This window comes from Magnetospirillum aberrantis SpK, from assembly GCF_011022235.1.
GTDB classification, from domain to species: Bacteria; Pseudomonadota; Alphaproteobacteria; order Rhodospirillales; family Magnetospirillaceae; genus Magnetospirillum; species Magnetospirillum aberrantis.
On record NZ_JAAIYP010000044.1, the window covers coordinates 1 to 17,174 of the forward strand.

The 17,174-nt window shown below is 63.2% G+C and carries 31 protein-coding genes; 29 read left to right on the plus strand and 2 right to left on the minus strand.

Annotation, left to right across the window (positions count from 1 at the left end; genetic code table 11):
- From G4223_RS16855 to rplQ, 28 genes are all read left to right on the plus strand, one after another.
- The coding region (locus G4223_RS16855; RefSeq protein ID WP_241003960.1) for an EF-Tu C-terminal domain-related protein at positions 1 to 562 on the plus strand (562 nt) is incomplete at its 5' end.
- Between the two features lie 679 nt (positions 563 to 1,241).
- Positions 1,242 to 1,550 carry a 30S ribosomal protein S10 gene (gene rpsJ / locus G4223_RS16860; protein WP_002725423.1) on the plus strand — a complete coding sequence of 103 codons (309 nt, stop codon included), beginning with the start codon at positions 1,242 to 1,244 and terminating at the stop codon, positions 1,548 to 1,550.
- A gap of 12 nt (positions 1,551 to 1,562) precedes the next feature.
- Positions 1,563 to 2,252 carry a 50S ribosomal protein L3 gene (gene rplC, locus G4223_RS16865; protein ID WP_163682159.1) on the plus strand — a complete coding sequence of 230 codons (690 nt, stop codon included), beginning with the start codon at positions 1,563 to 1,565 and terminating at the stop codon, positions 2,250 to 2,252.
- 11 nt (positions 2,253 to 2,263) lie between these two features.
- Positions 2,264 to 2,884, plus strand: a complete 621-nt coding sequence (rplD, locus tag G4223_RS16870) for a 50S ribosomal protein L4 (protein WP_163682161.1) — start codon at positions 2,264 to 2,266, stop codon at positions 2,882 to 2,884.
- Positions 2,881 to 3,186, plus strand: a complete 306-nt coding sequence (locus tag G4223_RS16875) for a 50S ribosomal protein L23 (RefSeq protein ID WP_163682163.1) — start codon at positions 2,881 to 2,883, stop codon at positions 3,184 to 3,186. The genes rplD and G4223_RS16875 overlap by 4 nt, the downstream gene beginning before the upstream one ends.
- Positions 3,187 to 3,190: 4 nt before the next feature.
- Complete coding sequence (gene rplB, locus G4223_RS16880; RefSeq protein WP_163682165.1) at positions 3,191 to 4,021, plus strand: 50S ribosomal protein L2; 831 nt, start codon at positions 3,191 to 3,193, stop codon at positions 4,019 to 4,021.
- 13 nt (positions 4,022 to 4,034) lie between these two features.
- Positions 4,035 to 4,313, plus strand: a complete 279-nt coding sequence (gene rpsS, locus G4223_RS16885; protein ID WP_163682167.1) for a 30S ribosomal protein S19 — start codon at positions 4,035 to 4,037, stop codon at positions 4,311 to 4,313.
- A 3-nt stretch (positions 4,314 to 4,316) separates the two neighbouring features.
- The gene (rplV, locus tag G4223_RS16890; protein ID WP_163682168.1) at positions 4,317 to 4,703 is read left to right on the plus strand and encodes a 50S ribosomal protein L22; all 387 of its coding nucleotides are present in this window, start codon (positions 4,317 to 4,319) and stop codon (positions 4,701 to 4,703) included.
- A gap of 4 nt (positions 4,704 to 4,707) precedes the next feature.
- Positions 4,708 to 5,403 carry a 30S ribosomal protein S3 gene (gene rpsC, locus G4223_RS16895; protein WP_163682171.1) on the plus strand — a complete coding sequence of 232 codons (696 nt, stop codon included), beginning with the start codon at positions 4,708 to 4,710 and terminating at the stop codon, positions 5,401 to 5,403.
- Positions 5,404 to 5,421: 18 nt separating this feature from the next.
- Complete coding sequence (gene rplP / locus G4223_RS16900) at positions 5,422 to 5,835, plus strand: 50S ribosomal protein L16 (RefSeq protein ID WP_163682173.1); 414 nt, start codon at positions 5,422 to 5,424, stop codon at positions 5,833 to 5,835.
- 5 nt (positions 5,836 to 5,840) lie between these two features.
- The gene (gene rpmC, locus G4223_RS16905) at positions 5,841 to 6,044 is read left to right on the plus strand and encodes a 50S ribosomal protein L29 (protein ID WP_163682176.1); all 204 of its coding nucleotides are present in this window, start codon (positions 5,841 to 5,843) and stop codon (positions 6,042 to 6,044) included.
- A 17-nt stretch (positions 6,045 to 6,061) separates the two neighbouring features.
- The gene (gene rpsQ, locus G4223_RS16910; protein WP_163682178.1) at positions 6,062 to 6,298 is read left to right on the plus strand and encodes a 30S ribosomal protein S17; all 237 of its coding nucleotides are present in this window, start codon (positions 6,062 to 6,064) and stop codon (positions 6,296 to 6,298) included.
- 42 nt (positions 6,299 to 6,340) lie between these two features.
- Positions 6,341 to 6,709 carry a 50S ribosomal protein L14 gene (gene rplN / locus G4223_RS16915; RefSeq protein WP_163682180.1) on the plus strand — a complete coding sequence of 123 codons (369 nt, stop codon included), beginning with the start codon at positions 6,341 to 6,343 and terminating at the stop codon, positions 6,707 to 6,709.
- Positions 6,709 to 7,029, plus strand: a complete 321-nt coding sequence (gene rplX, locus G4223_RS16920) for a 50S ribosomal protein L24 (protein ID WP_163682182.1) — start codon at positions 6,709 to 6,711, stop codon at positions 7,027 to 7,029. Before rplN ends, rplX begins: the two co-directional genes overlap by 1 nt.
- Positions 7,030 to 7,043: 14 nt before the next feature.
- A complete protein-coding gene (gene rplE, locus G4223_RS16925) occupies positions 7,044 to 7,586 on the plus strand; it encodes a 50S ribosomal protein L5 (RefSeq protein WP_163682184.1) in 543 nt (180 codons plus the stop codon).
- A 15-nt stretch (positions 7,587 to 7,601) separates the two neighbouring features.
- The gene (rpsN, locus tag G4223_RS16930; protein ID WP_163682185.1) at positions 7,602 to 7,907 is read left to right on the plus strand and encodes a 30S ribosomal protein S14; all 306 of its coding nucleotides are present in this window, start codon (positions 7,602 to 7,604) and stop codon (positions 7,905 to 7,907) included.
- A 15-nt stretch (positions 7,908 to 7,922) separates the two neighbouring features.
- Positions 7,923 to 8,321 carry a 30S ribosomal protein S8 gene (gene rpsH / locus G4223_RS16935; RefSeq protein WP_163682187.1) on the plus strand — a complete coding sequence of 133 codons (399 nt, stop codon included), beginning with the start codon at positions 7,923 to 7,925 and terminating at the stop codon, positions 8,319 to 8,321.
- Between the two features lie 14 nt (positions 8,322 to 8,335).
- On the plus strand, positions 8,336 to 8,869 hold the full coding sequence (gene rplF / locus G4223_RS16940) for a 50S ribosomal protein L6 (RefSeq protein WP_163682189.1): 534 nt from the start codon (positions 8,336 to 8,338) through the stop codon (positions 8,867 to 8,869).
- Between the two features lie 11 nt (positions 8,870 to 8,880).
- Positions 8,881 to 9,243, plus strand: coding sequence for a 50S ribosomal protein L18 (rplR, locus tag G4223_RS16945; protein ID WP_163682191.1), 363 nt, complete (start codon positions 8,881 to 8,883; stop codon positions 9,241 to 9,243).
- A 12-nt stretch (positions 9,244 to 9,255) separates the two neighbouring features.
- Positions 9,256 to 9,906, plus strand: coding sequence for a 30S ribosomal protein S5 (rpsE, locus tag G4223_RS16950; protein ID WP_163682193.1), 651 nt, complete (start codon positions 9,256 to 9,258; stop codon positions 9,904 to 9,906).
- Positions 9,907 to 9,920: 14 nt separating this feature from the next.
- Positions 9,921 to 10,109 carry a 50S ribosomal protein L30 gene (rpmD, locus tag G4223_RS16955; protein ID WP_163682195.1) on the plus strand — a complete coding sequence of 63 codons (189 nt, stop codon included), beginning with the start codon at positions 9,921 to 9,923 and terminating at the stop codon, positions 10,107 to 10,109.
- A 51-nt stretch (positions 10,110 to 10,160) separates the two neighbouring features.
- Positions 10,161 to 10,643 carry a 50S ribosomal protein L15 gene (rplO, locus tag G4223_RS16960; protein WP_163682197.1) on the plus strand — a complete coding sequence of 161 codons (483 nt, stop codon included), beginning with the start codon at positions 10,161 to 10,163 and terminating at the stop codon, positions 10,641 to 10,643.
- A 185-nt stretch (positions 10,644 to 10,828) separates the two neighbouring features.
- Entirely contained in the window at positions 10,829 to 12,175 is a 1,347-nt protein-coding gene (gene secY / locus G4223_RS16965) for a preprotein translocase subunit SecY (protein ID WP_163682199.1), read from the plus strand.
- Between the two features lie 29 nt (positions 12,176 to 12,204).
- Positions 12,205 to 12,864 carry an adenylate kinase gene (locus G4223_RS16970; protein WP_163682201.1) on the plus strand — a complete coding sequence of 220 codons (660 nt, stop codon included), beginning with the start codon at positions 12,205 to 12,207 and terminating at the stop codon, positions 12,862 to 12,864.
- A 204-nt stretch (positions 12,865 to 13,068) separates the two neighbouring features.
- Positions 13,069 to 13,446 (plus strand): 30S ribosomal protein S13, encoded by a 378-nt coding sequence (gene rpsM / locus G4223_RS16975; RefSeq protein ID WP_163682203.1) that lies wholly within the window; start codon positions 13,069 to 13,071, stop codon positions 13,444 to 13,446.
- Positions 13,447 to 13,477: 31 nt separating this feature from the next.
- On the plus strand, positions 13,478 to 13,873 hold the full coding sequence (gene rpsK / locus G4223_RS16980) for a 30S ribosomal protein S11 (RefSeq protein ID WP_163682204.1): 396 nt from the start codon (positions 13,478 to 13,480) through the stop codon (positions 13,871 to 13,873).
- Positions 13,874 to 13,977: 104 nt separating this feature from the next.
- Positions 13,978 to 14,994 carry a DNA-directed RNA polymerase subunit alpha gene (locus tag G4223_RS16985; RefSeq protein WP_163682206.1) on the plus strand — a complete coding sequence of 339 codons (1,017 nt, stop codon included), beginning with the start codon at positions 13,978 to 13,980 and terminating at the stop codon, positions 14,992 to 14,994.
- Between the two features lie 163 nt (positions 14,995 to 15,157).
- Positions 15,158 to 15,577: a 50S ribosomal protein L17 gene (gene rplQ, locus G4223_RS16990; RefSeq protein WP_163682208.1), complete on the plus strand. Its 420-nt coding sequence runs from the start codon at positions 15,158 to 15,160 to the stop codon at positions 15,575 to 15,577.
- Between the two features lie 157 nt (positions 15,578 to 15,734).
- On the opposite strand, the gene G4223_RS16995 is transcribed toward rplQ, so the two are convergent.
- Both G4223_RS16995 and G4223_RS17000 read right to left on the minus strand, forming a co-directional pair.
- The gene (locus G4223_RS16995) at positions 15,735 to 15,941 is read right to left on the minus strand and encodes a hypothetical protein (RefSeq protein ID WP_163682210.1); all 207 of its coding nucleotides are present in this window, start codon (positions 15,939 to 15,941) and stop codon (positions 15,735 to 15,737) included.
- 60 nt (positions 15,942 to 16,001) lie between these two features.
- Positions 16,002 to 16,526 carry a hypothetical protein gene (locus G4223_RS17000; protein ID WP_163682212.1) on the minus strand — a complete coding sequence of 175 codons (525 nt, stop codon included), beginning with the start codon at positions 16,524 to 16,526 and terminating at the stop codon, positions 16,002 to 16,004.
- Between the two features lie 200 nt (positions 16,527 to 16,726).
- Here G4223_RS17000 and G4223_RS17005 point away from each other — a divergent pair, with 200 nt between their 5' ends.
- Positions 16,727 to 17,149 (plus strand): response regulator, encoded by a 423-nt coding sequence (locus G4223_RS17005; RefSeq protein ID WP_163682214.1) that lies wholly within the window; start codon positions 16,727 to 16,729, stop codon positions 17,147 to 17,149.
- Positions 17,150 to 17,174: the final 25 nt, after the last annotated feature.

Here is a 17,174-nt window from a genome sequence, read left to right on the forward strand (position 1 = left end):
TAAGCCGTTCCTGATGCCGATCGAGGACGTGTTCTCGATCTCGGGCCGTGGCACCGTGGTGACCGGCCGTGTCGAGCGCGGCGTGATCAAGGTGGGCGAGGAAGTCGAGATCGTCGGCATCAAGGCGACCGTCAAGACCACCTGCACCGGCGTTGAAATGTTCCGCAAGCTGCTCGACCAGGGCGAGGCCGGCGACAACATCGGCGCCCTGCTGCGCGGCACCAAGCGTGAGGACGTGGAACGCGGCCAGGTTCTGGCGGCTCCGGGCTCCATCACCCCGCACACCGACTTCGAGGCCGAGGCCTACATCCTGACCAAGGAAGAAGGCGGCCGTCACACCCCGTTCTTCACCAACTATCGTCCGCAGTTCTACTTCCGCACCACCGACGTCACCGGCGTCGTGTCGCTGCCGGAAGGCACCGAAATGGTGATGCCGGGCGACAACGTGAAGATGACCGTCAAGCTGATCGCCCCGATCGCCATGGACCAGGGCCTGCGCTTCGCCATCCGCGAAGGCGGCCGTACCGTCGGCGCCGGCGTGGTGGCCAAGGTCATCGCGTAATCGCCACGGCACCGACCGCCCATTCCTCCGTCATCCCCGCGAAAGCGGGGATCCACGGTGGGGCGGTTCACGGACGGCGCCATGGATACCCGCTTTCGCGGGCATGACGAGTAAAAAGCGGCCTCCGAGGGAAACCTCGGAGGCCGTTTTGTTGGAGGTTTCATTTACAAAATGCAACCTCAAGGTGCTGCGCAGTTGATGCACTGCTTGGGATGCGATACGCTCTATGTGAGTGTGTCTATGATCCGGGGGTGTAAAATGGCGTGAATAAGAATGCTCAGCCCAACGGCGATCACGAAGTCCACAAAACTGGCTGTAGCTTTATGCCCTCCGAAGGAAACAGAATTTTCCTGGGTGATTTTGCGACGTGCCAACAGGCTGTGGTGGCGGCGAAGGCATATTATTCGAAGTCCAATGGCTGCTTTTTTTGCGCAAACGAGTGTCATACAAGCTAGCGACAGGGCGCAGGAAACATCGTCCAAAGACTCTGCTTGCACCACCTGCCGAGTCTCTGTATAACCCGTGGCTCCGGCCCGTTGGCCGTCTCCGCAAGAGCCTCTGTCCCGCTGATCACGGACGGGGCTGACTGCGGAGGGTTCTTTGAACCGAAACGAAATTCACACCGATCGGCGTCCGCGCATCAACGTGGGCGCCGATCCGATTTAACGGATGACGTGAAATGGAAAGCCAGAACATCCGTATCCGCCTCAAGGCGTTCGATCACCGCGTGCTGGACCAGTCCACCCGCGAGATCGTGAACACCGCCAAGAGGACTGGTGCGCAGGTGCGCGGACCGATCCCGCTTCCCAGCCGGATCGAGAAGTTCACCGTCAACCGCTCCCCGCACATCGACAAGAAGTCGCGCGAGCAGTTCGAGATTCGCACCCACAAGCGTCTGCTGGACATCGTTGACCCGACCCCGCAGACCGTGGATGCCCTGATGAAGCTCGACCTGGCCGCCGGTGTCGACGTCGAGATCAAGCTCTAAGGAACCAACACGATGCGATCCGGTCTCATCGCCCAGAAGGTCGGCATGACGAGGATCTTCACCGAGGACGGCACCCATGTGCCCGTCACCGTGTTGAAGGTCGACACCGTACAGGTGGTCTCGACCCGCTCTGTGGAAAAGGACGGCTATGTTGCCGTTCAGCTCGGCGCTGGCGCCGCGAAGGTCAAGAACGTTGCCAAGGCGCAGCGCACCACCTTCGCCAACGCCAAGGTCGAGCCCAAGAAGAAGCTCGCCGAATTCCGCGTCACCCCCGAGAACGTTCTCGAGGTTGGTGTCGAACTGTCGGCCGCCCATTTCATCCCCGGCCAGTTCGTGGACATCACCGGCAACACCATCGGTAAGGGTTTTGCCGGTGGCATGAAGCGCTGGAACTTCCGCGGCCTGGAAGCCACCCACGGCGTGTCGGTGTCGCACCGCTCGCACGGTTCGACCGGTCAGCGCCAGGACCCCGGCAAGGTGTTCAAGGGCAAGAAGATGGCTGGCCATATGGGTGACGAACAGGTCACTACCCAGAACCTCAAGGTGGTCTCCACCGATGCCGAGCGCGGTCTGATCCTGGTCAAGGGTTCGGTCCCCGGCGCCGAGGGTTCGTGGGTCCTGGTCAAGGACGCGGTCAAGCGCAAGCTGCCCGAGGGCGTGCCGTTCCCGGCCGGCCTCAAGGCCGCCGTCGCCGGCGAGTAAGGATAAGCGCGATGAAGACGAACGTTATCAGCCTGGACAACAAGGCCGTCGGCGAGATCGAACTCGCTGACGAAGTGTTCGGCGTCGCGGTTCGCACCGATCTGCTTCACCGTATGGTGAGCTATCAGCTGTCGAAGCGCCGTGCCGGCACCCACAAGACCAAGGGGATCTCCGAGATCTCCGGCACCACCAAGAAGCCCTTCGCCCAGAAGGGTGGTGGTCGCGCCCGCCAGGGTTCGCTGCGGTCTCCGCAGTTCCGTGGCGGTGCCACCATCTTCGGCCCGGTCGTGCGTTCCCACGCCTTCGACATGCCGAAGAAGGTCCGCTCGCTGGCGCTCAGGACCGCGCTGTCGGCCAAGGCGGCCGAAGGCAAGCTGATCGTGCTGGATCAGGCCAAGCTGTCGGCCCCCAAGACCAAGGATCTGGCCACCCGCCTCAAGGCGCTGGGCTGGGGCTCGGTGCTGGTGATCGACGGCCCGGCGCTGGACGACAACTTCGCGCTGGCGTCCCGCAACATCCCGTTCGTGGACGTGCTGCCGAGCGTCGGTGCCAACGTGTACGACATCCTGCGTCGCGACACCCTGGTTCTGACCAAGGACGCGGTCGCTGCCCTGGAGGCTCGCCTGAAATGAGCAAGACCATCTCGAAGGAGCGGATGTACGACATCATCCGCGCTCCCGTGATCACCGAGAAGGCCACCATGGGTTCCGAGTACAACCAGGTCACCTTCAAGGTGCCGCTGGATGCCTCGAAGCCGGAAATCAAGGCGGCCGTCGAAGGTGTGTTCGGGGTGAAGGTCACCGCCGTCAACACCATCGTCGCCAAGGGCAAGGTGAAGCGGTTCCGCGGCCGTGTCGGCCAGCGTTCGGACGTCAAGAAGGCGATCGTGACCCTGGCCGAAGGCAATTCCATCGACGTGACCACGGGGGTCTGACGCCATGGCACTGAAGTCTTACAAGCCCACGACCCCGGGCCAGCGTCAGCTTGTGACCGTTGACCGGTCCGAGCTGTGGAAGGGCAAGCCCGAGGCGAGCCTGACCGAGGGTCTGCGCAAGAAGGGTGGCCGTAACAACCTCGGCCGCATCACCGTTCGCTTCCGTGGCGGCGGGCACAAGCGTCGTTATCGCCTGGTCGATTTCAAGCGCACCAAGTTCGATGTGGCCGCGACCGTTCTGCGTCTGGAATACGACCCGAACCGCACCGCCTTCATCGCCCTGATCGAATACGCCGACGGCGAAAAGAGCTACATCCTGGCTCCGCAGCGTCTGGCGGTCGGCGACACCGTGATCGCCGGCGAGAAGGTCGACATCAAGCCGGGCAACGCGCTGCCGCTGAAGAACATTCCCGTGGGCACCGTGGTGCACAACGTGGAACTGAAGCAGGGCAAGGGCGGTCAGATCGCCCGCTCGGCCGGCACCTATGTCCAGTTGGTTGGCAAGGATCAGGGTTACGCCCAGATCCGTCTGGCTTCCGGCGAGCTGCGCATGGTTCGCGGCGAGTGCATGGCCACCATCGGTGCCGTGTCCAACCCCGACCAGCAGAACGTCTCGCTGGGCAAGGCCGGCCGCACCCGTTGGCTGGGCTTCCGCCCGCATGTTCGCGGTGTTGCCATGAACCCGATCGACCACCCGCATGGTGGTGGTGAGGGTCGCACCTCGGGTGGCCGTCATCCGGTCACTCCTTGGGGCAAGCCGACCAAGGGCAAGAAGACGCGTTCCAACAAGAAGACGGATGGCCTGATCATGCGCCGTCGTCAACTGAACAAGTAAGGAGGGACGGGGTATGGCTCGTTCCGTTTGGAAGGGTCCGTTCATCGACGGTTACCTGCTGAAGAAGGCGGATAAGTCGCGTGCCAGCGGCCGCAACGAGGTCATCAAGATCTGGTCGCGTCGCTCGACTATTCTGCCGAATTTCGTGGGTCTGACCTTTGGTGTGTACAACGGCCAGAAGTACATCCCGGTCCTCGTGACCGAAAACATGGTCGGCCACAAGTTCGGTGAGTTCTCGCCGACCCGGACCTACTACGGCCACGGCGTCGACAAGAAAGCGAAGAGGAAGTAAGCCATGGGCAAGAAGCCTGCTGAGCGCGTCCTCGCGGACACCGAAGCGATGGCCTTCCAGGCCTCGATTCGCACCAGCCCGCGCAAGCTCAACCTGGTTGCGGCCTCGATCCGCGGCCTCAAGGCCGAGACCGCGATGCACTCCCTCACCTTCTCCAAGCGCCGCGTCGCCGAGATCGTGAAGAAGGTGTTGCAGTCGGCCATCGCGAACGCGGAAAACAACCACCAGCTCGACGTGGACCGGCTCTATGTGGCCGAGGCCTATGTCGGCAAGGCGATGGTGATGAAGCGGTGGCGCGCCCGCGCCCGTGGCCGTGTCGGCCGCATTGAAAAGCCGTTCTCGAACCTGACCGTGATCGTGCGCGAGCGCGAAGAAGCGACCGGGGAGTAAGCAGATGGGTCAGAAAGTCAATCCGATCGGTCTTCGCCTCGGCATCAACCGCACCTGGGATTCCCGTTGGTTCGCCGACGAATCCTACGCCAAGATGCTGCACGAGGATCTCACGTTGCGTGACCACCTGCGCAAGAAGCTGGCTCAGGCCGGTGTCTCCCGCGTGGTCATCGAGCGCCCGGCCAAGAAGGCCCGCATCACCATTCACACCGCCCGTCCGGGCGTGGTGATCGGTAAGAAGGGCGCCGACATCGAGGTGCTGCGCAAGGATCTGTCGAAGATGACCGGTGGCGAAGTCCACCTGAACATCATCGAAATCCGCAAGCCCGAGCTGGATGCCCAGCTGGTGGCTGAAAGCATCGCCCAGCAGTTGGAGCGTCGCGTGTCCTTCCGCCGCGCCATGAAGCGTGCCGTTCAGTCGGCCATGCGTCTGGGCGCCCTGGGCATTCGTATCAACTGCTCCGGCCGTTTGGGCGGCGCCGAGATCGCCCGTATGGAATGGTATCGCGAAGGCCGCGTGCCGTTGCACACCCTGCGTGCCGACATCGATTACGGTGTGGGTACCGCCAAGACCACCTACGGTACCTGCGGTATCAAGGTGTGGGTGTTCAAGGGCGAGATCCTGGCCCACGATCCGATGGCCCAGGACAAGCGCGCCGCTGGCGAATCGGCTCCGGCCGAGCGCGGCGACCGCCGTTGATTGAAGGGGTAGCAAGAGATGCTTTCGCCCAAGCGTACTAAGTTCCGCAAGTTCCACAAGGGCCGCATCCATGGCGATGCCAAGGGCGGCACCCTGTTGAACTTCGGCGCCTTCGGCCTGAAGGCGCTGGAGCCGGAGCGCATCACCGCTCGCCAGATCGAAGCGGCCCGTCGCGCGCTGACCCGTCACCTGAAGCGTCAGGGCCGCGTGTGGATCCGCGTGTTCCCCGACGTGGCGGTTTCCAGCAAGCCCGCCGAAGTCCGTATGGGCTCCGGTAAGGGTACGCCCGAGTTCTGGGTGGCCAAGATCAAGCCCGGCCGCGTGCTGTTCGAGGTGGACGGCGTGCCGGAAGATCTGGCCCGTCGTGGTTTTGAGTTGGCCGCTGCCAAGCTGCCGATCAAGACCAAATTCATCGTCCGCATCGGGGAGTAATGGCCATGGCTAAGGCTACCGATCTCCGCGCCAAGACCGACGACCAGCTCAAGGATTCCCTCCTTGAGCTGAAGAAGGAGCAGTTCAATCTGCGCTTTCAGAAGGCGTCCGGTCAGCTGGAGAACACCGCTCGCGTCACGGCGATCCGTCGCGAGATCGCGGTGATCAAGACCATTCTCGGCGAGCGCGCCCGCGCTAGCGCGGCTTAAGAAAAGGACCTCTGGCAATGCCGAAGCGCATTCTTCAGGGCGTGGTGGTCAGCGACAAGATGGACAAGACCGTTGTCGTATCCGTCGAACGTCGCGTGATGCACCCGATCTATAAGAAGTTCATCCGTCGTTCGAAGAAGTATCACGCGCACGACGAGAGCAACACCTTCAAGGTCGGCGACACTGTTCGCATTTGCGAATGCCGTCCGATCTCGAAGACCAAGACCTGGGAAGTGATCGTCGAACAGGCGTAAGCCTGCTCGACGATATCGACCTCGAAATAAAGGAAACTCGACATGATCCAGATGCAAACCAACCTGGACGTCGCCGATAATTCGGGTGCCCGCCGGGTGCAGTGCATCAAGGTTCTGGGTGGTTCGCACCGTACCATCGCCAACGTCGGCGACATTATTGTCGTTTCGATCAAGGAGGCGATTCCGCGCGGCAAGGTGAAGAAGGGTGACGTGCATCGCGCCGTCATCGTTCGCACCGCCAAGGAAATCCGTCGCCCGGATGGTACCGCGATCCGCTTTGACACCAATGCTGCCGTTCTGATCAACAAGCAGAACGAACCCATCGGCACCCGTATTTTCGGCCCGGTCACCCGTGAGCTTCGCGCCAAGAAGTTCATGAAGATCATCTCGCTGGCTCCGGAGGTGCTCTAATGGCCGGTTTGAACGTGAAGAAGGGCGATCGCGTCATCGTGATCGCCGGCAAGGACAAGGGTAAGATCGGCGAAGTGATCGCCGCCTACCCGCGCGAAGAGCGCGTCGTTGTCCAGGGCGTCAACAAGGTGAAGAAGCATCAGCGTCCGACCGCTGCCGCCGCCGGCGGCATCGTCGAGAAGGAAGCTGCCATTCACGTTTCCAACGTCGCCCACGTCGATCCCAAGGACAACAAGCCGACCCGCGTCGGCGTGAAGGTCCTGGAAGACGGTCGCAAGGTCCGAGTCGCCAAGCGCTCGGGCGAAGTCATCGACCGGTAAGGGGAGAGGGACAAATGACCGCCCGTTTGCGTAAGCATTACGAAGAGAAGGTCCGGCCCGCCCTGCAAAACGAGTTCAACTACGCGAACCCGATGCAGGTGCCGAAGCTCGAGAAGATCGTGATCAACATGGGTGTCGGTGAAGCCGCCCAGGACGCGAAGAAGATCGAGGCTGCTCTGGCCGAGCTGACCCTGATTTCCGGCCAGAAGCCGGTGTCCACCAAGGCCAAGAAGTCCATCGCCCAGTTCAAGCTGCGTGAAGGCCAGGTCGTCGGTTGCAAGGTCACGCTGCGTGCCGACCGCATGTACGAGTTCCTTGACCGTCTGGTCAACATTGCGCTGCCGCGCGTCCGCGACTTCCGCGGCGTGCCGGGCAAGTCCTTCGATGGCCGCGGCAATTATGCCCTGGGCATGAAGGAGCAGTTGGTGTTCCCGGAAATCAACTATGACAAGGTTGATGCCACCCGGGGCATGGACATCATTTTCGTCACGACGGCCAAGTCCGATGCGGAAGCCAAGGCGCTTCTCAAGGGCTTTGACATGCCGTTCGCGAGCTAATGGAGACCCCTCGCAATGGCTAAGATCAGCTCTGTCGAGAAGAACAAGAAGCGCGCCAAGATGGCCGACCGCTTTGCGGCCAAGCGCGCTCGCCTTAAGGCGATCATCATGAACCGCGAAACCTCCCCGGAGGAGCGCTTCGAGGCTGCCTTGAAGCTGGCGGAAGTACCGCGTAACTCGGCCAAGAATCGCGTGCGTCTGCGCTGCGAGCTCACCGGCCGTCCGCGTGGTAACTACCGCAAGTTCAAGCTGTGCCGTAACAAGCTGCGCGAGCTTGGCAATCTGGGCCAGATTCCTGGCCTCGTGAAGTCGAGCTGGTAAGGGAGGCAGACGACAATGTCCATGACCGATCCGCTCGGCGATATGCTCGCCCGCATCCGCAACGGGCAGCGAGCGAACAAGTCCAGCATCACTTCGCCGGCCTCGGGCCTGCGGATGAATGTCCTCGAAGTCTTGAAGCGCGAGGGCTACATCCGCGGCTATTCCAAGGCTGACCTGCGTCCCGGCGTGGCCGAGCTCACCATCGAGCTCAAGTACCACGAGGGCAAGCCGGTGATCACCGAGATCTCCCGCGTGTCCAAGCCCGGTCGCCGCGTTTATTCCAAGATCGCCGACCTGCCGCGCGTGGCGAACGGCCTGGGTATCTCCATCCTGTCCACTCCGCGTGGCGTGATGAGCGATGCCGAGGCCCGTACCGCCAACGTTGGCGGCGAGGTCCTGTGCCAGGTGTTCTAAGGAGGGACTGACAGATGTCGCGAGTCGGCAAATATCCCGTGCCGGTGCCGTCTGGGGTTTCCGTCCAGATCGCCGGCGCCGAGTTCATCGCCAAGGGCAAGCTGGGCGAGTCCCGCATGCCCCTGTCGGGCGAAGTTGAGACCACCATCGAGGGCGACAAGGTTTGGGTGAAGCCCAAGTCTGAAACCAAGGCCGCCCGTATGATGTGGGGCACTACCCGTGCGCTCATCAACAACGTCGTCAAAGGCGTGAACGAAGGCTTCACCATCAACCTGGAGATCAACGGTGTCGGTTACCGTGCTGCCGTCGAGGGCAAGACCCTCAAGTTGCAGCTTGGTTACTCCCATGACATCGACTATCCGATCCCGGCCGATGTGACCATGAAGTGTGACAAGCCCACCACGATCTCGATTACCGGCAAGGACAAGCGCCAGGTCGGTCAGGTCGCTGCGGAGATCCGTGCGTTCCGTGGCCCCGAGCCCTACAAGGGCAAGGGCGTCAAGTACGAACACGAAACGATCCTCCGCAAGGAAGGCAAGAAGAAGTAAGGAGCTCCGCTATGATGACGCCGAAGGAACTTTTCGAGCGCCGCAAGCGGCGCAACCGTGCAAGCATCGCGAAGAAGTCGGGTGGCCGTGTGCGCCTGTCGGTCTTCCGCTCCAGCAAGCACATCTATGTTCAACTGATCGACGACGCCCAGGGCAAGACCCTGGCGTCCGCCTCGACCCTCGAGGCCGATCTCAAGGGCAGCCTGAAGACCGGCGCCGATGTCGCGGCTGCTGCCGCGGTCGGCAAGCTGATCGCCGAGCGGGCCAAGGCGGCCGGCATCACCGAGGTGGTGTTCGACCGTGGCGGCTACATCTATCACGGCCGGGTCAAGGCCCTGGCCGATGCGGCCCGCGAAGGCGGCCTGTCTTTCTAAGGGAACGAGAATATGGCACGTACTCCCAATCCCGATCGTGGTGGAGACAGCACCGAGCAGCGTCGCGGCCGTGGCCGTGGCGGTGACGGCGATGGCCGGGCTCCGCGCGGTCGTGGCAACGATTCTCAGCGCGGTGAGCGCGAGGAATCCGAGTTCATCGACAAGCTGGTCCACATCAACCGCGTCGCCAAGGTGGTGAAGGGCGGCCGTCGCTTCGCCTTCGCCGCTCTGGTGGTGGTCGGTGACGGCAAGGGCCGCGTCGGTTACGGCTCGGGCAAGGCCCGCGAGGTCCCCGAGGCTATCCGCAAGGCCACCGAACAGGCCAAGCGCAACATGATCAAGGTCGCCCTTCGCGAAGGCCGCACCCTGCATCATGACGTGAACGGTCATTTCGGTGCCGGTCGCGTGGTCCTGCGCGCCGCCCCGCCCGGTACCGGTATCATCGCCGGTGGTCCGATGCGCGCGGTGTTCGAGACCGTGGGCGTCGCGGACGTGGTGGCCAAGTGCTTGGGCACCTCCAACCCGCATAACATGATCAAGGCGACCTTCGCCGCGTTGGAAAGCCTGTGCTCTCCGCGCTCCATCGCCGCCAAGCGTGGCAAGAAGGTCGGCGACATCATTGGTCGTCGTGACGGTGCCGCCGCCGCGGCCACCGCGGCGTAACGGAGGACCTGACGATGGCTGACAAGAAGACCGTCACCGTGACCCAGGTCGCGAGCCCGATCGGCCGCACCAAGGACCAGCGCGCCACTCTGGTTGGTCTTGGCCTGAACAAGATCCGTCGCATCAGCACCCTGGAGGACACTCCGGCCGTGCGCGGCATGATCAACAAGGTCAAGCACCTGGTCCAGGTGGTCGAGGAGTAATACTCCGACCGGTCCCCGCTTCGGCGGGGGCCGGCAACGAGGAAGAAGACAATGACGAAGCTCAACGATCTTCGCGACAACGACGGCGCCCGCTACAAGGCCAAGCGCGTCGGTCGTGGTATCGGTTCCGGCAAGGGCAAGACCTCGGGCCGTGGCGTCAAGGGCCAGGGTTCGCGTACCGGTGTCGCCCTGCATGGTTTCGAAGGCGGTCAGATGCCCATCTACCGTCGTCTGCCCAAGCGCGGCTTCAACAAGCCGTTCCGCCTGGAATTCGCCGAAGTGAACCTGGGTCGCCTTCAGGCCGCCATCGAGGCGGGCAAGGTCGACGCCGGCAAGACCATCGACACCGCTGCTCTCCAGGCCGCCGGCCTGGTCGGCAATGCCCGTGACGGCGTTCGCCTGCTGGCCCGTGGCGAGCTGAAGACCAAGGTGACCATCGAGGTCGCCGGTGCGTCCAAGGCCGCCGTGGAAGCGGTGGAAAAGCTGGGCGGTTCGGTGAAGGTGGCGGAAGCCGCCGTGGCCGCCGAAGGCTGATCCCATCTTTCGTTACGTGCGTGGCGCCCTCTCGTGACCCCCAAAGGTCATGGGTTGGCTCCACGCCGTAATTGCTTTAAAAGCTGGTGTTCCCGTTCCGGTGACGGTGCCGCCCCGCGCAAGTCGGGGAGAGGGCGCCGGAACCGGTACACCAGTGCAACGCTTTATCATTCCTGGAGAAGGGCATGGCCTCTGCCGCCGAGCAGCTTGCCGCGAACCTGAACTTTGGCGTCCTGGCAAAGGCGACCGACCTCAAGAAGCGGATTTGGTTCACCGTCGCCGCCCTGGTGGTCTACCGCCTGGGCACCTGGATTCCGATTCCCGGCGTCGATCCCCATGTCATGGCCGATCTGTTCAAGCAGAGCGGCGGCGGCTTGCTCGGCATGTTCGACATGCTGGCCGGCGGCGCGTTGCAGCGCATGACCATCTTCGCGCTCAACATCATGCCCTACATCTCGGCCTCCATCATCATGCAGCTGATGGCGACCGTCATTCCGTCGCTCGAGGCGATCAAGAAGGAAGGCGAACAGGGTCGCAAGAAGATCAATCAGTACACCCGTTACCTGACGGTGCTGATCGCCATCTTCCAGTCCTGGGGTATCGCCACCGGCCTGTTGGGCATGACCGGTTCCACCGGTCCGGCGGTGATGATGGACAGCCCGGCGCTGTTCACCTTCGCTACCGTGGTGACCCTGACCGGCGGCACGCTGTTCCTGATGTGGCTGGGTGAGCAGATCACCGCGCGCGGCATCGGCCAGGGCACCTCGCTGATCATCTTCGCCGGTATCGTCGCGCAATTGCCGCACGCCTTGGCCGCGACCCTGGAACTGGGCCGCACCGGCGCCCTGCATCCGCTGGTGATCATGGCGTTGCTGGTGATGTCGGTCGCCGCCATCGCCTTCATCGTGTTCATGGAGCGCGCCCAGCGTCGCCTGATCGTCCAGTACCCGAAGCGTCAGGTGGGCAACAAGATGTATGGCGGCGAGTCCTCGCACCTGCCGCTCAAGCTCAACACCTCGGGCGTCATCCCGCCGATCTTCGCCAGCTCGCTGTTGCTGATGCCGGTGACGGTGGCCCAGTTCACCGCCCAGGGTGGCCCGGAATGGCTGACCACCTTCACGGCGCTGATGGGGCGCGGGCATCCGCTGTACCTGGCGATGTATGCCGGCCTGATCGTGTTCTTCGCGTTCTTCTATACCGCCGTGGTGTTCAATCCCGTGGACACCGCCGACAACCTCAAGAAGTACGGCGGCTTCATTCCCGGCATCCGGCCCGGCAAGAACACCTCGGATTACCTGGATTACGTGCTGACCCGGCTGACCGTGGCGGGGGCGGCCTATCTGGTGGCGCTGTCCATCCTGCCCGAGCTGCTGATTGCCAAGTGGTCCGTGCCCTTCTACTTTGGCGGCACCAGCCTGCTGATCGTGGTGACGGTGACCATGGACACCGTGGCCCAAATTCAGTCGCACCTGCTGGCGCACCAGTACGAGGGACTCATCAAGAAGTCCCGGCTTAGGGGCCGTCGCGGCTGATCCGCACGGCCGACAAGGGAGAAGCAGAGATGAATCTGGTCTTGTTGGGGCCGCCGGGCGGCGGCAAGGGTACTCAGGCCAAGCGTCTGATGGACAAGTATGGTCTTGTTCAGTTGTCCACCGGCGACATGCTGCGCGCCGCCGTCGCCTCGGGGTCCGAGGTCGGCAAGCGTGCCAAGGCGGTGATGGACGCCGGCCAGTTGGTGAGCGACGACATCGTCATCGCCATCATCGAAGACCGGCTGGACGCACCCGACACCAAGAACGGCGTCATCTTCGACGGCTTCCCCCGCACCGTGGCCCAGGCCGAGGCGCTTGACGCCATGATGGTGAAGAAGGGCAAGAAGCTGGATTTCGCCATCGAGATCCGCGTTCCCGACGAGCCGATCATCGAACGCATCACCGGCCGCTTCACCTGCGCCAAGTGTGGCGCCGGCTATCATGACAAGTTCCAGCGTCCCAAGGTGGACGGCACCTGCGATTCGTGTGGCGGTTCCGAGTTTTCCCGGCGCGCCGACGACAACGCCGAGACCGTCTCCAAGCGCCTGGCTGCCTACCACGCCCAGACGGCGCCGCTCATTCCCTATTACCAGGGCAAGGGCAACTACCATCTGGTCGACGGCACCCAGGACATTGCGGTCGTGACCCAATCGCTCGAGGGTATCCTCGGCGCGGCCCTCAAGGGCTGACGGGGTGTGATGGCGAAGAGTCGCTTTGCGTTGACTCTTCGCCGAATCACCCTATAATCGCGCACCTTCGGTTTCTCCCATGTTGGGCGAGGCCCGATGTGGTGTTATTTGAATTCCGGCCTCTGGGGTGGGCCCATGCCGGGTGGAAAAGCGGGGGCGGATCGTATCCGTCCGCCCTTTGATCGTCTAAAGGAGTAACCAGCTTTGGCCCGTATCGCTGGCGTCAATATTCCGACCAACAAGCGCGTCCTGATCGCGCTGACCTATATCCATGGCATCGGTCGTGCCAAGGCGGCTGAAATCTGCACCGCCCTGGCCATTCCCGCCGAGCGTCGGGTCAATCAGCTGACCGACGACGAGGTCCTGAAGATCCGCGAACTGATCGACCGCGACTACAGCGTCGAGGGTGATCTGCGTCGCGAGGTCGCCATGAACATCAAGCGGTTGATGGATCTGGGCTGCTATCGCGGCCTGCGTCATCGCCGCGGCTTGCCGGTTCGCGGTCAGCGCACGCACACCAACGCGCGCACCCGCAAGGGCCCGGCCAAGCCGATCGCCGGTAAGAAGAAGGCGACCCGCTAAAACACGCGACGTAATTTAAGGATCACCTCTCATGGCTAAGCCGTCCGCTGCCGCGCGTCCTCGTCGCCGCGAGCGCAAGAACATCACCTCGGGCGTGGCGCATGTGAATGCCACGTTCAACAACACCATGATCACCATCACCGATGCCCAGGGCAACACCATCTCGTGGTCGTCCTCGGGTATGCAGGGCTTCAAGGGTTCGCGTAAGTCGACCCCCTACGCCGCGCAGGTTGCCGCCGAAGACGCCGGCAAGAAGGCGATGGAACATGGTATGCGCACCCTCGAGGTCGAGGTGAAGGGTCCGGGCGCCGGCCGTGAGAGCGCCCTGCGCGCTCTCCAGGCCGTCGGCTTCGCCATCACTTCGATCCGCGACGTCACCCCGATCCCGCACAACGGTTGCCGTCCGCGCAAGCGTCGCCGCGTGTGATCGGAAGAGGTCCGTGAACGGGCTAACCGCCGCCTTCCGCCATGGGGGGCCGGCGGTCATGCCGTTCAGGGGCCATGGATTGTTCCTAGCATGAGGTCACGCTCGTGATTCAAAAGAACTGGCAGGAACTGATCAAGCCCTCGAAGCTTCAGATCGAGGCCGGGGCTGACCCGTCCCGTTCCGCTACCGTGGTCGCCGAACCGCTGGAACGCGGTTTTGGCATGACGCTGGGCAATTCGTTGCGCCGCGTCTTGCTGTCGTCGCTCCAGGGCGCCGCCGTCACCGCTATCCAGATCGAGGGCGTTCTCCACGAGTTCTCGTCGATCCCCGGCGTGCGCGAAGACGTCACCGACATCATCCTGAACGTCAAGAACCTCGGCCTGCGCATGCATGGCGAGGGACCGAAGCGCATGCATCTGCGTGCCACCGGCCCCGGCGAGGTCAAGGCGGGGATGATCGAGGTCGGACACGACATCGAGATCATGGACCCCGACCTGGTGCTGTGCACCCTGGACGAGGGCGCCAAGCTCAACGTCGAGTTCACCGTCGAATCCGGCAAGGGCTATGTCCCGGCTTCGCAGAACCGTCCCGAGGATTCGCCGATCGGTCTGATCCCGATCGACGCCATCTTCTCGCCGGTCAAGAAGGTCGCCTACAAGGTCGAGAACACCCGCGTCGGTCAGGTGACCGACTACGACAAGCTGTCGATGGTGGTCGAGACCAACGGCGCCGTGACCCCGGACGACGCGGTGGCCCTGGCCGCCCGCATCCTTCAGGATCAGTTGCAGCTGTTCATCAACTTCGAGGAACCCACCGCGGTCGTCGAGGAAGAGAAGAAGGACGAACTGCCCTTCAACAAGAACCTGCTGCGCAAGGTTGACGAGCTTGAGCTGTCGGTCCGTTCGGCCAACTGCCTCAAGAACGACAACATCATCTACATCGGCGATTTGGTCCAGAAGACCGAGGCCGAGATGCTGCGCACCCCGAACTTCGGCCGCAAGTCTCTGAACGAGATCAAGGAAGTTCTGTCCCAGATGGGTCTCCACCTGGGCATGGAAATTCCGAACTGGCCGCCGGAGAACATCGAGGAACTGGCTAAGAAGCTGGAAGAACCCTACTAAGGGTTCGCTGGTTTCCGGCGCGACGCCTGGGCCTTTCGGTCCACGTCGCGCCGTGACTTTTCCAAAAGGGCCATGACGGCCCGCCCCGGACGTACCTGGAATCAGGGCGGACGGGAACACAATCGGTCCTCGCGCCGCGAGGCCAAGCCCAAGGAGTGATCCCATGCGTCACGGTATGTCCGGCCGCAAGCTGAACCGCACCAGCGCCCACCGCAAGGCGATGTTCGCTAACATGGTCAACGCGCTCATCAAGCACGAGCAGATCAAGACCACCCTGCCCAAGGCCAAGGACCTGCGTCCGATCGCCGAGAAGATCATTTCTCTGGGCAAGTCGGGCACTCTGCACGACCGTCGCCGCGCTTTCGCCATCCTGCGCGACGAGGCCGTGGTGGCCAAGCTGTTCTCGGTGATCGCCGAGCGCTACAAGGGTCGCCAGGGCGGTTACACCCGCGTCCTCAAGGCCGGTTTCCGGTATGGCGACTGCGCCCCGATGGCCTTCATCGAGCTGGTTGACCGCGATCCGGCCGCCAAGGGCCAGGATTCCGGCCCGACCGCCGAGAAGTCGGAAGACGGCGAGGAGTAATCTCCTCATCGTCTGTGACGACGTCACGAAAGGGCGCTCCCGGTTGGGGGCGCCCTTTTCGTTTGGGTTGTTCTTTTTGTTGGGGCGAATGGCTGTGGTCCAGAGACACCACAGGCGCCCGGTGGGCGCCTGTTGGGGACCGCGTCGGCCGGTGGACTCAGACGGTGATGTCGAGCACCTGACCGGGACCACTGACGGGTGGTGGAGACGCAGCCTGGACGCCGGGCTGCGTGGCGGCGGCGACGACTTGCAGAACGGCGGCATCTTGCGCCAACGCCTGTTTGGTCATCTGAACGGACAGGCTCTGTACGAACTCCGCCCGCTTGACCGTCATCGCCATTTCCGCTGCTGCGGCGATTTCCATTGATCGTCTCCCTTCCGACGGATCAGGAACATCATAGCAAAATCTAGCCGCAGAGTCACGTTACTGCGGCGTTCCGAACAACTCTCGGGTGAGTTGGTTCACCAGTCGGCGGAAACGCGGGTCATCGGCGCTTTCCACCTTGGCCACCCAGCCGCGAATGGATGCCAGAAGCGAGGTGCCGTCGCAAAAGGCGGCGTGGACGGTCACGCGCTCGGGCGTTTCGACGGCGGTCGCCACCTGTCCCCGGCACAGGTCGCGGGGATCGGTCGAGGCGGGAGCGTTGAACGCCAGGACCGCGCGATAACGTGGTTCTGGCGTCAGTTGCGGGTCAAGGGTGAAGGCGGTCGGGCGGCCGAAAACGCCGCCGGCCATGGCCTCGACCACATCCGCACGAAAATCCGGGGCGGCCATGGCGAAAGCTGCGCCGTGCACTTCGACCAGCAGCGGCCCCTTGCTGGTGGCGTGGACCAGGGACGACCACGCCGCCGGGCTGCGCCATCCGGCCACGGTGGCGGGGCCGTCGCCGCAGCCGGAAACCACGGCCGCCAGTGCCGCCGCGCCTACCCCCATCAACCGCTTCAACATGTTCGCCGCCTTTTGCCGGTGCTGTTACATCGGGATCATACCCTGTGGCGGCTTTTTTCTCCTCTCGGGTAAAAACCCCACCCGTTCGGTTAAAAAAGCCCATACCGCAAGGCGGTTGTGCGTAGCGTGCGCCCCAGGATATGGTGCTTGGACAGGAAACGACAACCGGTCAGCTAAGACCGGGAAGAAAGGGGTAGGGCGTGAATCAATTCAGTGAACTCAGGGTGCTGGTGGTTGACGCCAACGCCCACATCCGCCGACTTATCGCCACGCTTCTGGGGGCTCTGTCCATCAAGGACGTGCACGAGGCGCGCAATCCGGCGGCGGCCATGCCGCTGATCCAGGACAATCCCCCGCATCTGATCATCGCCGACATGACCGGCGACGCCACCGAGACGGTGTTGTTCATCCACCGCATCCGTCGTGGCGAGCTTTTGGACGCACGCACTCCGGTCCTGGGGTTGGCCGCCAGCAGCCATCATGCGGTTCTGGAACAGGCTCGCGAAGCCGGTGTGGACGAGATCATCGCCAAGCCGTTGTCGGCCATCGAGGTGATTCAGAGCGCCGGTTCCCTGTTGGAGGCCGTCTTGCGCCGGCCGCCGGTTCTGCCCGCCGGCGCCTGAGCCGACGGCGGGGTGCCGAAAAATC

Coding starts and splice junctions, on each gene's coding strand:
- rplF (WP_163682189.1), top strand. CDS start 8,336: ATGTCGCGAGTCGGCAAATATCCCGTGCCGGTGCCGTCTGGGGTTTCC.
- rpsS (WP_163682167.1), top strand. CDS start 4,035: ATGGCTCGTTCCGTTTGGAAGGGTCCGTTCATCGACGGTTACCTGCTG.
- G4223_RS16970 (WP_163682201.1), top strand. CDS start 12,205: ATGAATCTGGTCTTGTTGGGGCCGCCGGGCGGCGGCAAGGGTACTCAG.
- rplC (WP_163682159.1), top strand. CDS start 1,563: ATGCGATCCGGTCTCATCGCCCAGAAGGTCGGCATGACGAGGATCTTC.
- rplV (WP_163682168.1), top strand. CDS start 4,317: ATGGGCAAGAAGCCTGCTGAGCGCGTCCTCGCGGACACCGAAGCGATG.
- rplQ (WP_163682208.1), top strand. CDS start 15,158: ATGCGTCACGGTATGTCCGGCCGCAAGCTGAACCGCACCAGCGCCCAC.
- rplB (WP_163682165.1), top strand. CDS start 3,191: ATGGCACTGAAGTCTTACAAGCCCACGACCCCGGGCCAGCGTCAGCTT.
- rplP (WP_163682173.1), top strand. CDS start 5,422: ATGCTTTCGCCCAAGCGTACTAAGTTCCGCAAGTTCCACAAGGGCCGC.
- rpmC (WP_163682176.1), top strand. CDS start 5,841: ATGGCTAAGGCTACCGATCTCCGCGCCAAGACCGACGACCAGCTCAAG.
- G4223_RS16995 (WP_163682210.1), bottom strand. CDS start 15,941: ATGGAAATCGCCGCAGCAGCGGAAATGGCGATGACGGTCAAGCGGGCG.
- rpsQ (WP_163682178.1), top strand. CDS start 6,062: ATGCCGAAGCGCATTCTTCAGGGCGTGGTGGTCAGCGACAAGATGGAC.
- rplD (WP_163682161.1), top strand. CDS start 2,264: ATGAAGACGAACGTTATCAGCCTGGACAACAAGGCCGTCGGCGAGATC.
- rpsH (WP_163682187.1), top strand. CDS start 7,923: ATGTCCATGACCGATCCGCTCGGCGATATGCTCGCCCGCATCCGCAAC.
- G4223_RS17000 (WP_163682212.1), bottom strand. CDS start 16,526: ATGTTGAAGCGGTTGATGGGGGTAGGCGCGGCGGCACTGGCGGCCGTG.
- rpsK (WP_163682204.1), top strand. CDS start 13,478: ATGGCTAAGCCGTCCGCTGCCGCGCGTCCTCGTCGCCGCGAGCGCAAG.
- secY (WP_163682199.1), top strand. CDS start 10,829: ATGGCCTCTGCCGCCGAGCAGCTTGCCGCGAACCTGAACTTTGGCGTC.
- rpsE (WP_163682193.1), top strand. CDS start 9,256: ATGGCACGTACTCCCAATCCCGATCGTGGTGGAGACAGCACCGAGCAG.
- rplR (WP_163682191.1), top strand. CDS start 8,881: ATGATGACGCCGAAGGAACTTTTCGAGCGCCGCAAGCGGCGCAACCGT.
- G4223_RS16875 (WP_163682163.1), top strand. CDS start 2,881: ATGAGCAAGACCATCTCGAAGGAGCGGATGTACGACATCATCCGCGCT.
- rpmD (WP_163682195.1), top strand. CDS start 9,921: ATGGCTGACAAGAAGACCGTCACCGTGACCCAGGTCGCGAGCCCGATC.
- rplE (WP_163682184.1), top strand. CDS start 7,044: ATGACCGCCCGTTTGCGTAAGCATTACGAAGAGAAGGTCCGGCCCGCC.
- rpsJ (WP_002725423.1), top strand. CDS start 1,242: ATGGAAAGCCAGAACATCCGTATCCGCCTCAAGGCGTTCGATCACCGC.
- rpsC (WP_163682171.1), top strand. CDS start 4,708: ATGGGTCAGAAAGTCAATCCGATCGGTCTTCGCCTCGGCATCAACCGC.
- rplN (WP_163682180.1), top strand. CDS start 6,341: ATGATCCAGATGCAAACCAACCTGGACGTCGCCGATAATTCGGGTGCC.
- rpsN (WP_163682185.1), top strand. CDS start 7,602: ATGGCTAAGATCAGCTCTGTCGAGAAGAACAAGAAGCGCGCCAAGATG.
- rplO (WP_163682197.1), top strand. CDS start 10,161: ATGACGAAGCTCAACGATCTTCGCGACAACGACGGCGCCCGCTACAAG.
- rplX (WP_163682182.1), top strand. CDS start 6,709: ATGGCCGGTTTGAACGTGAAGAAGGGCGATCGCGTCATCGTGATCGCC.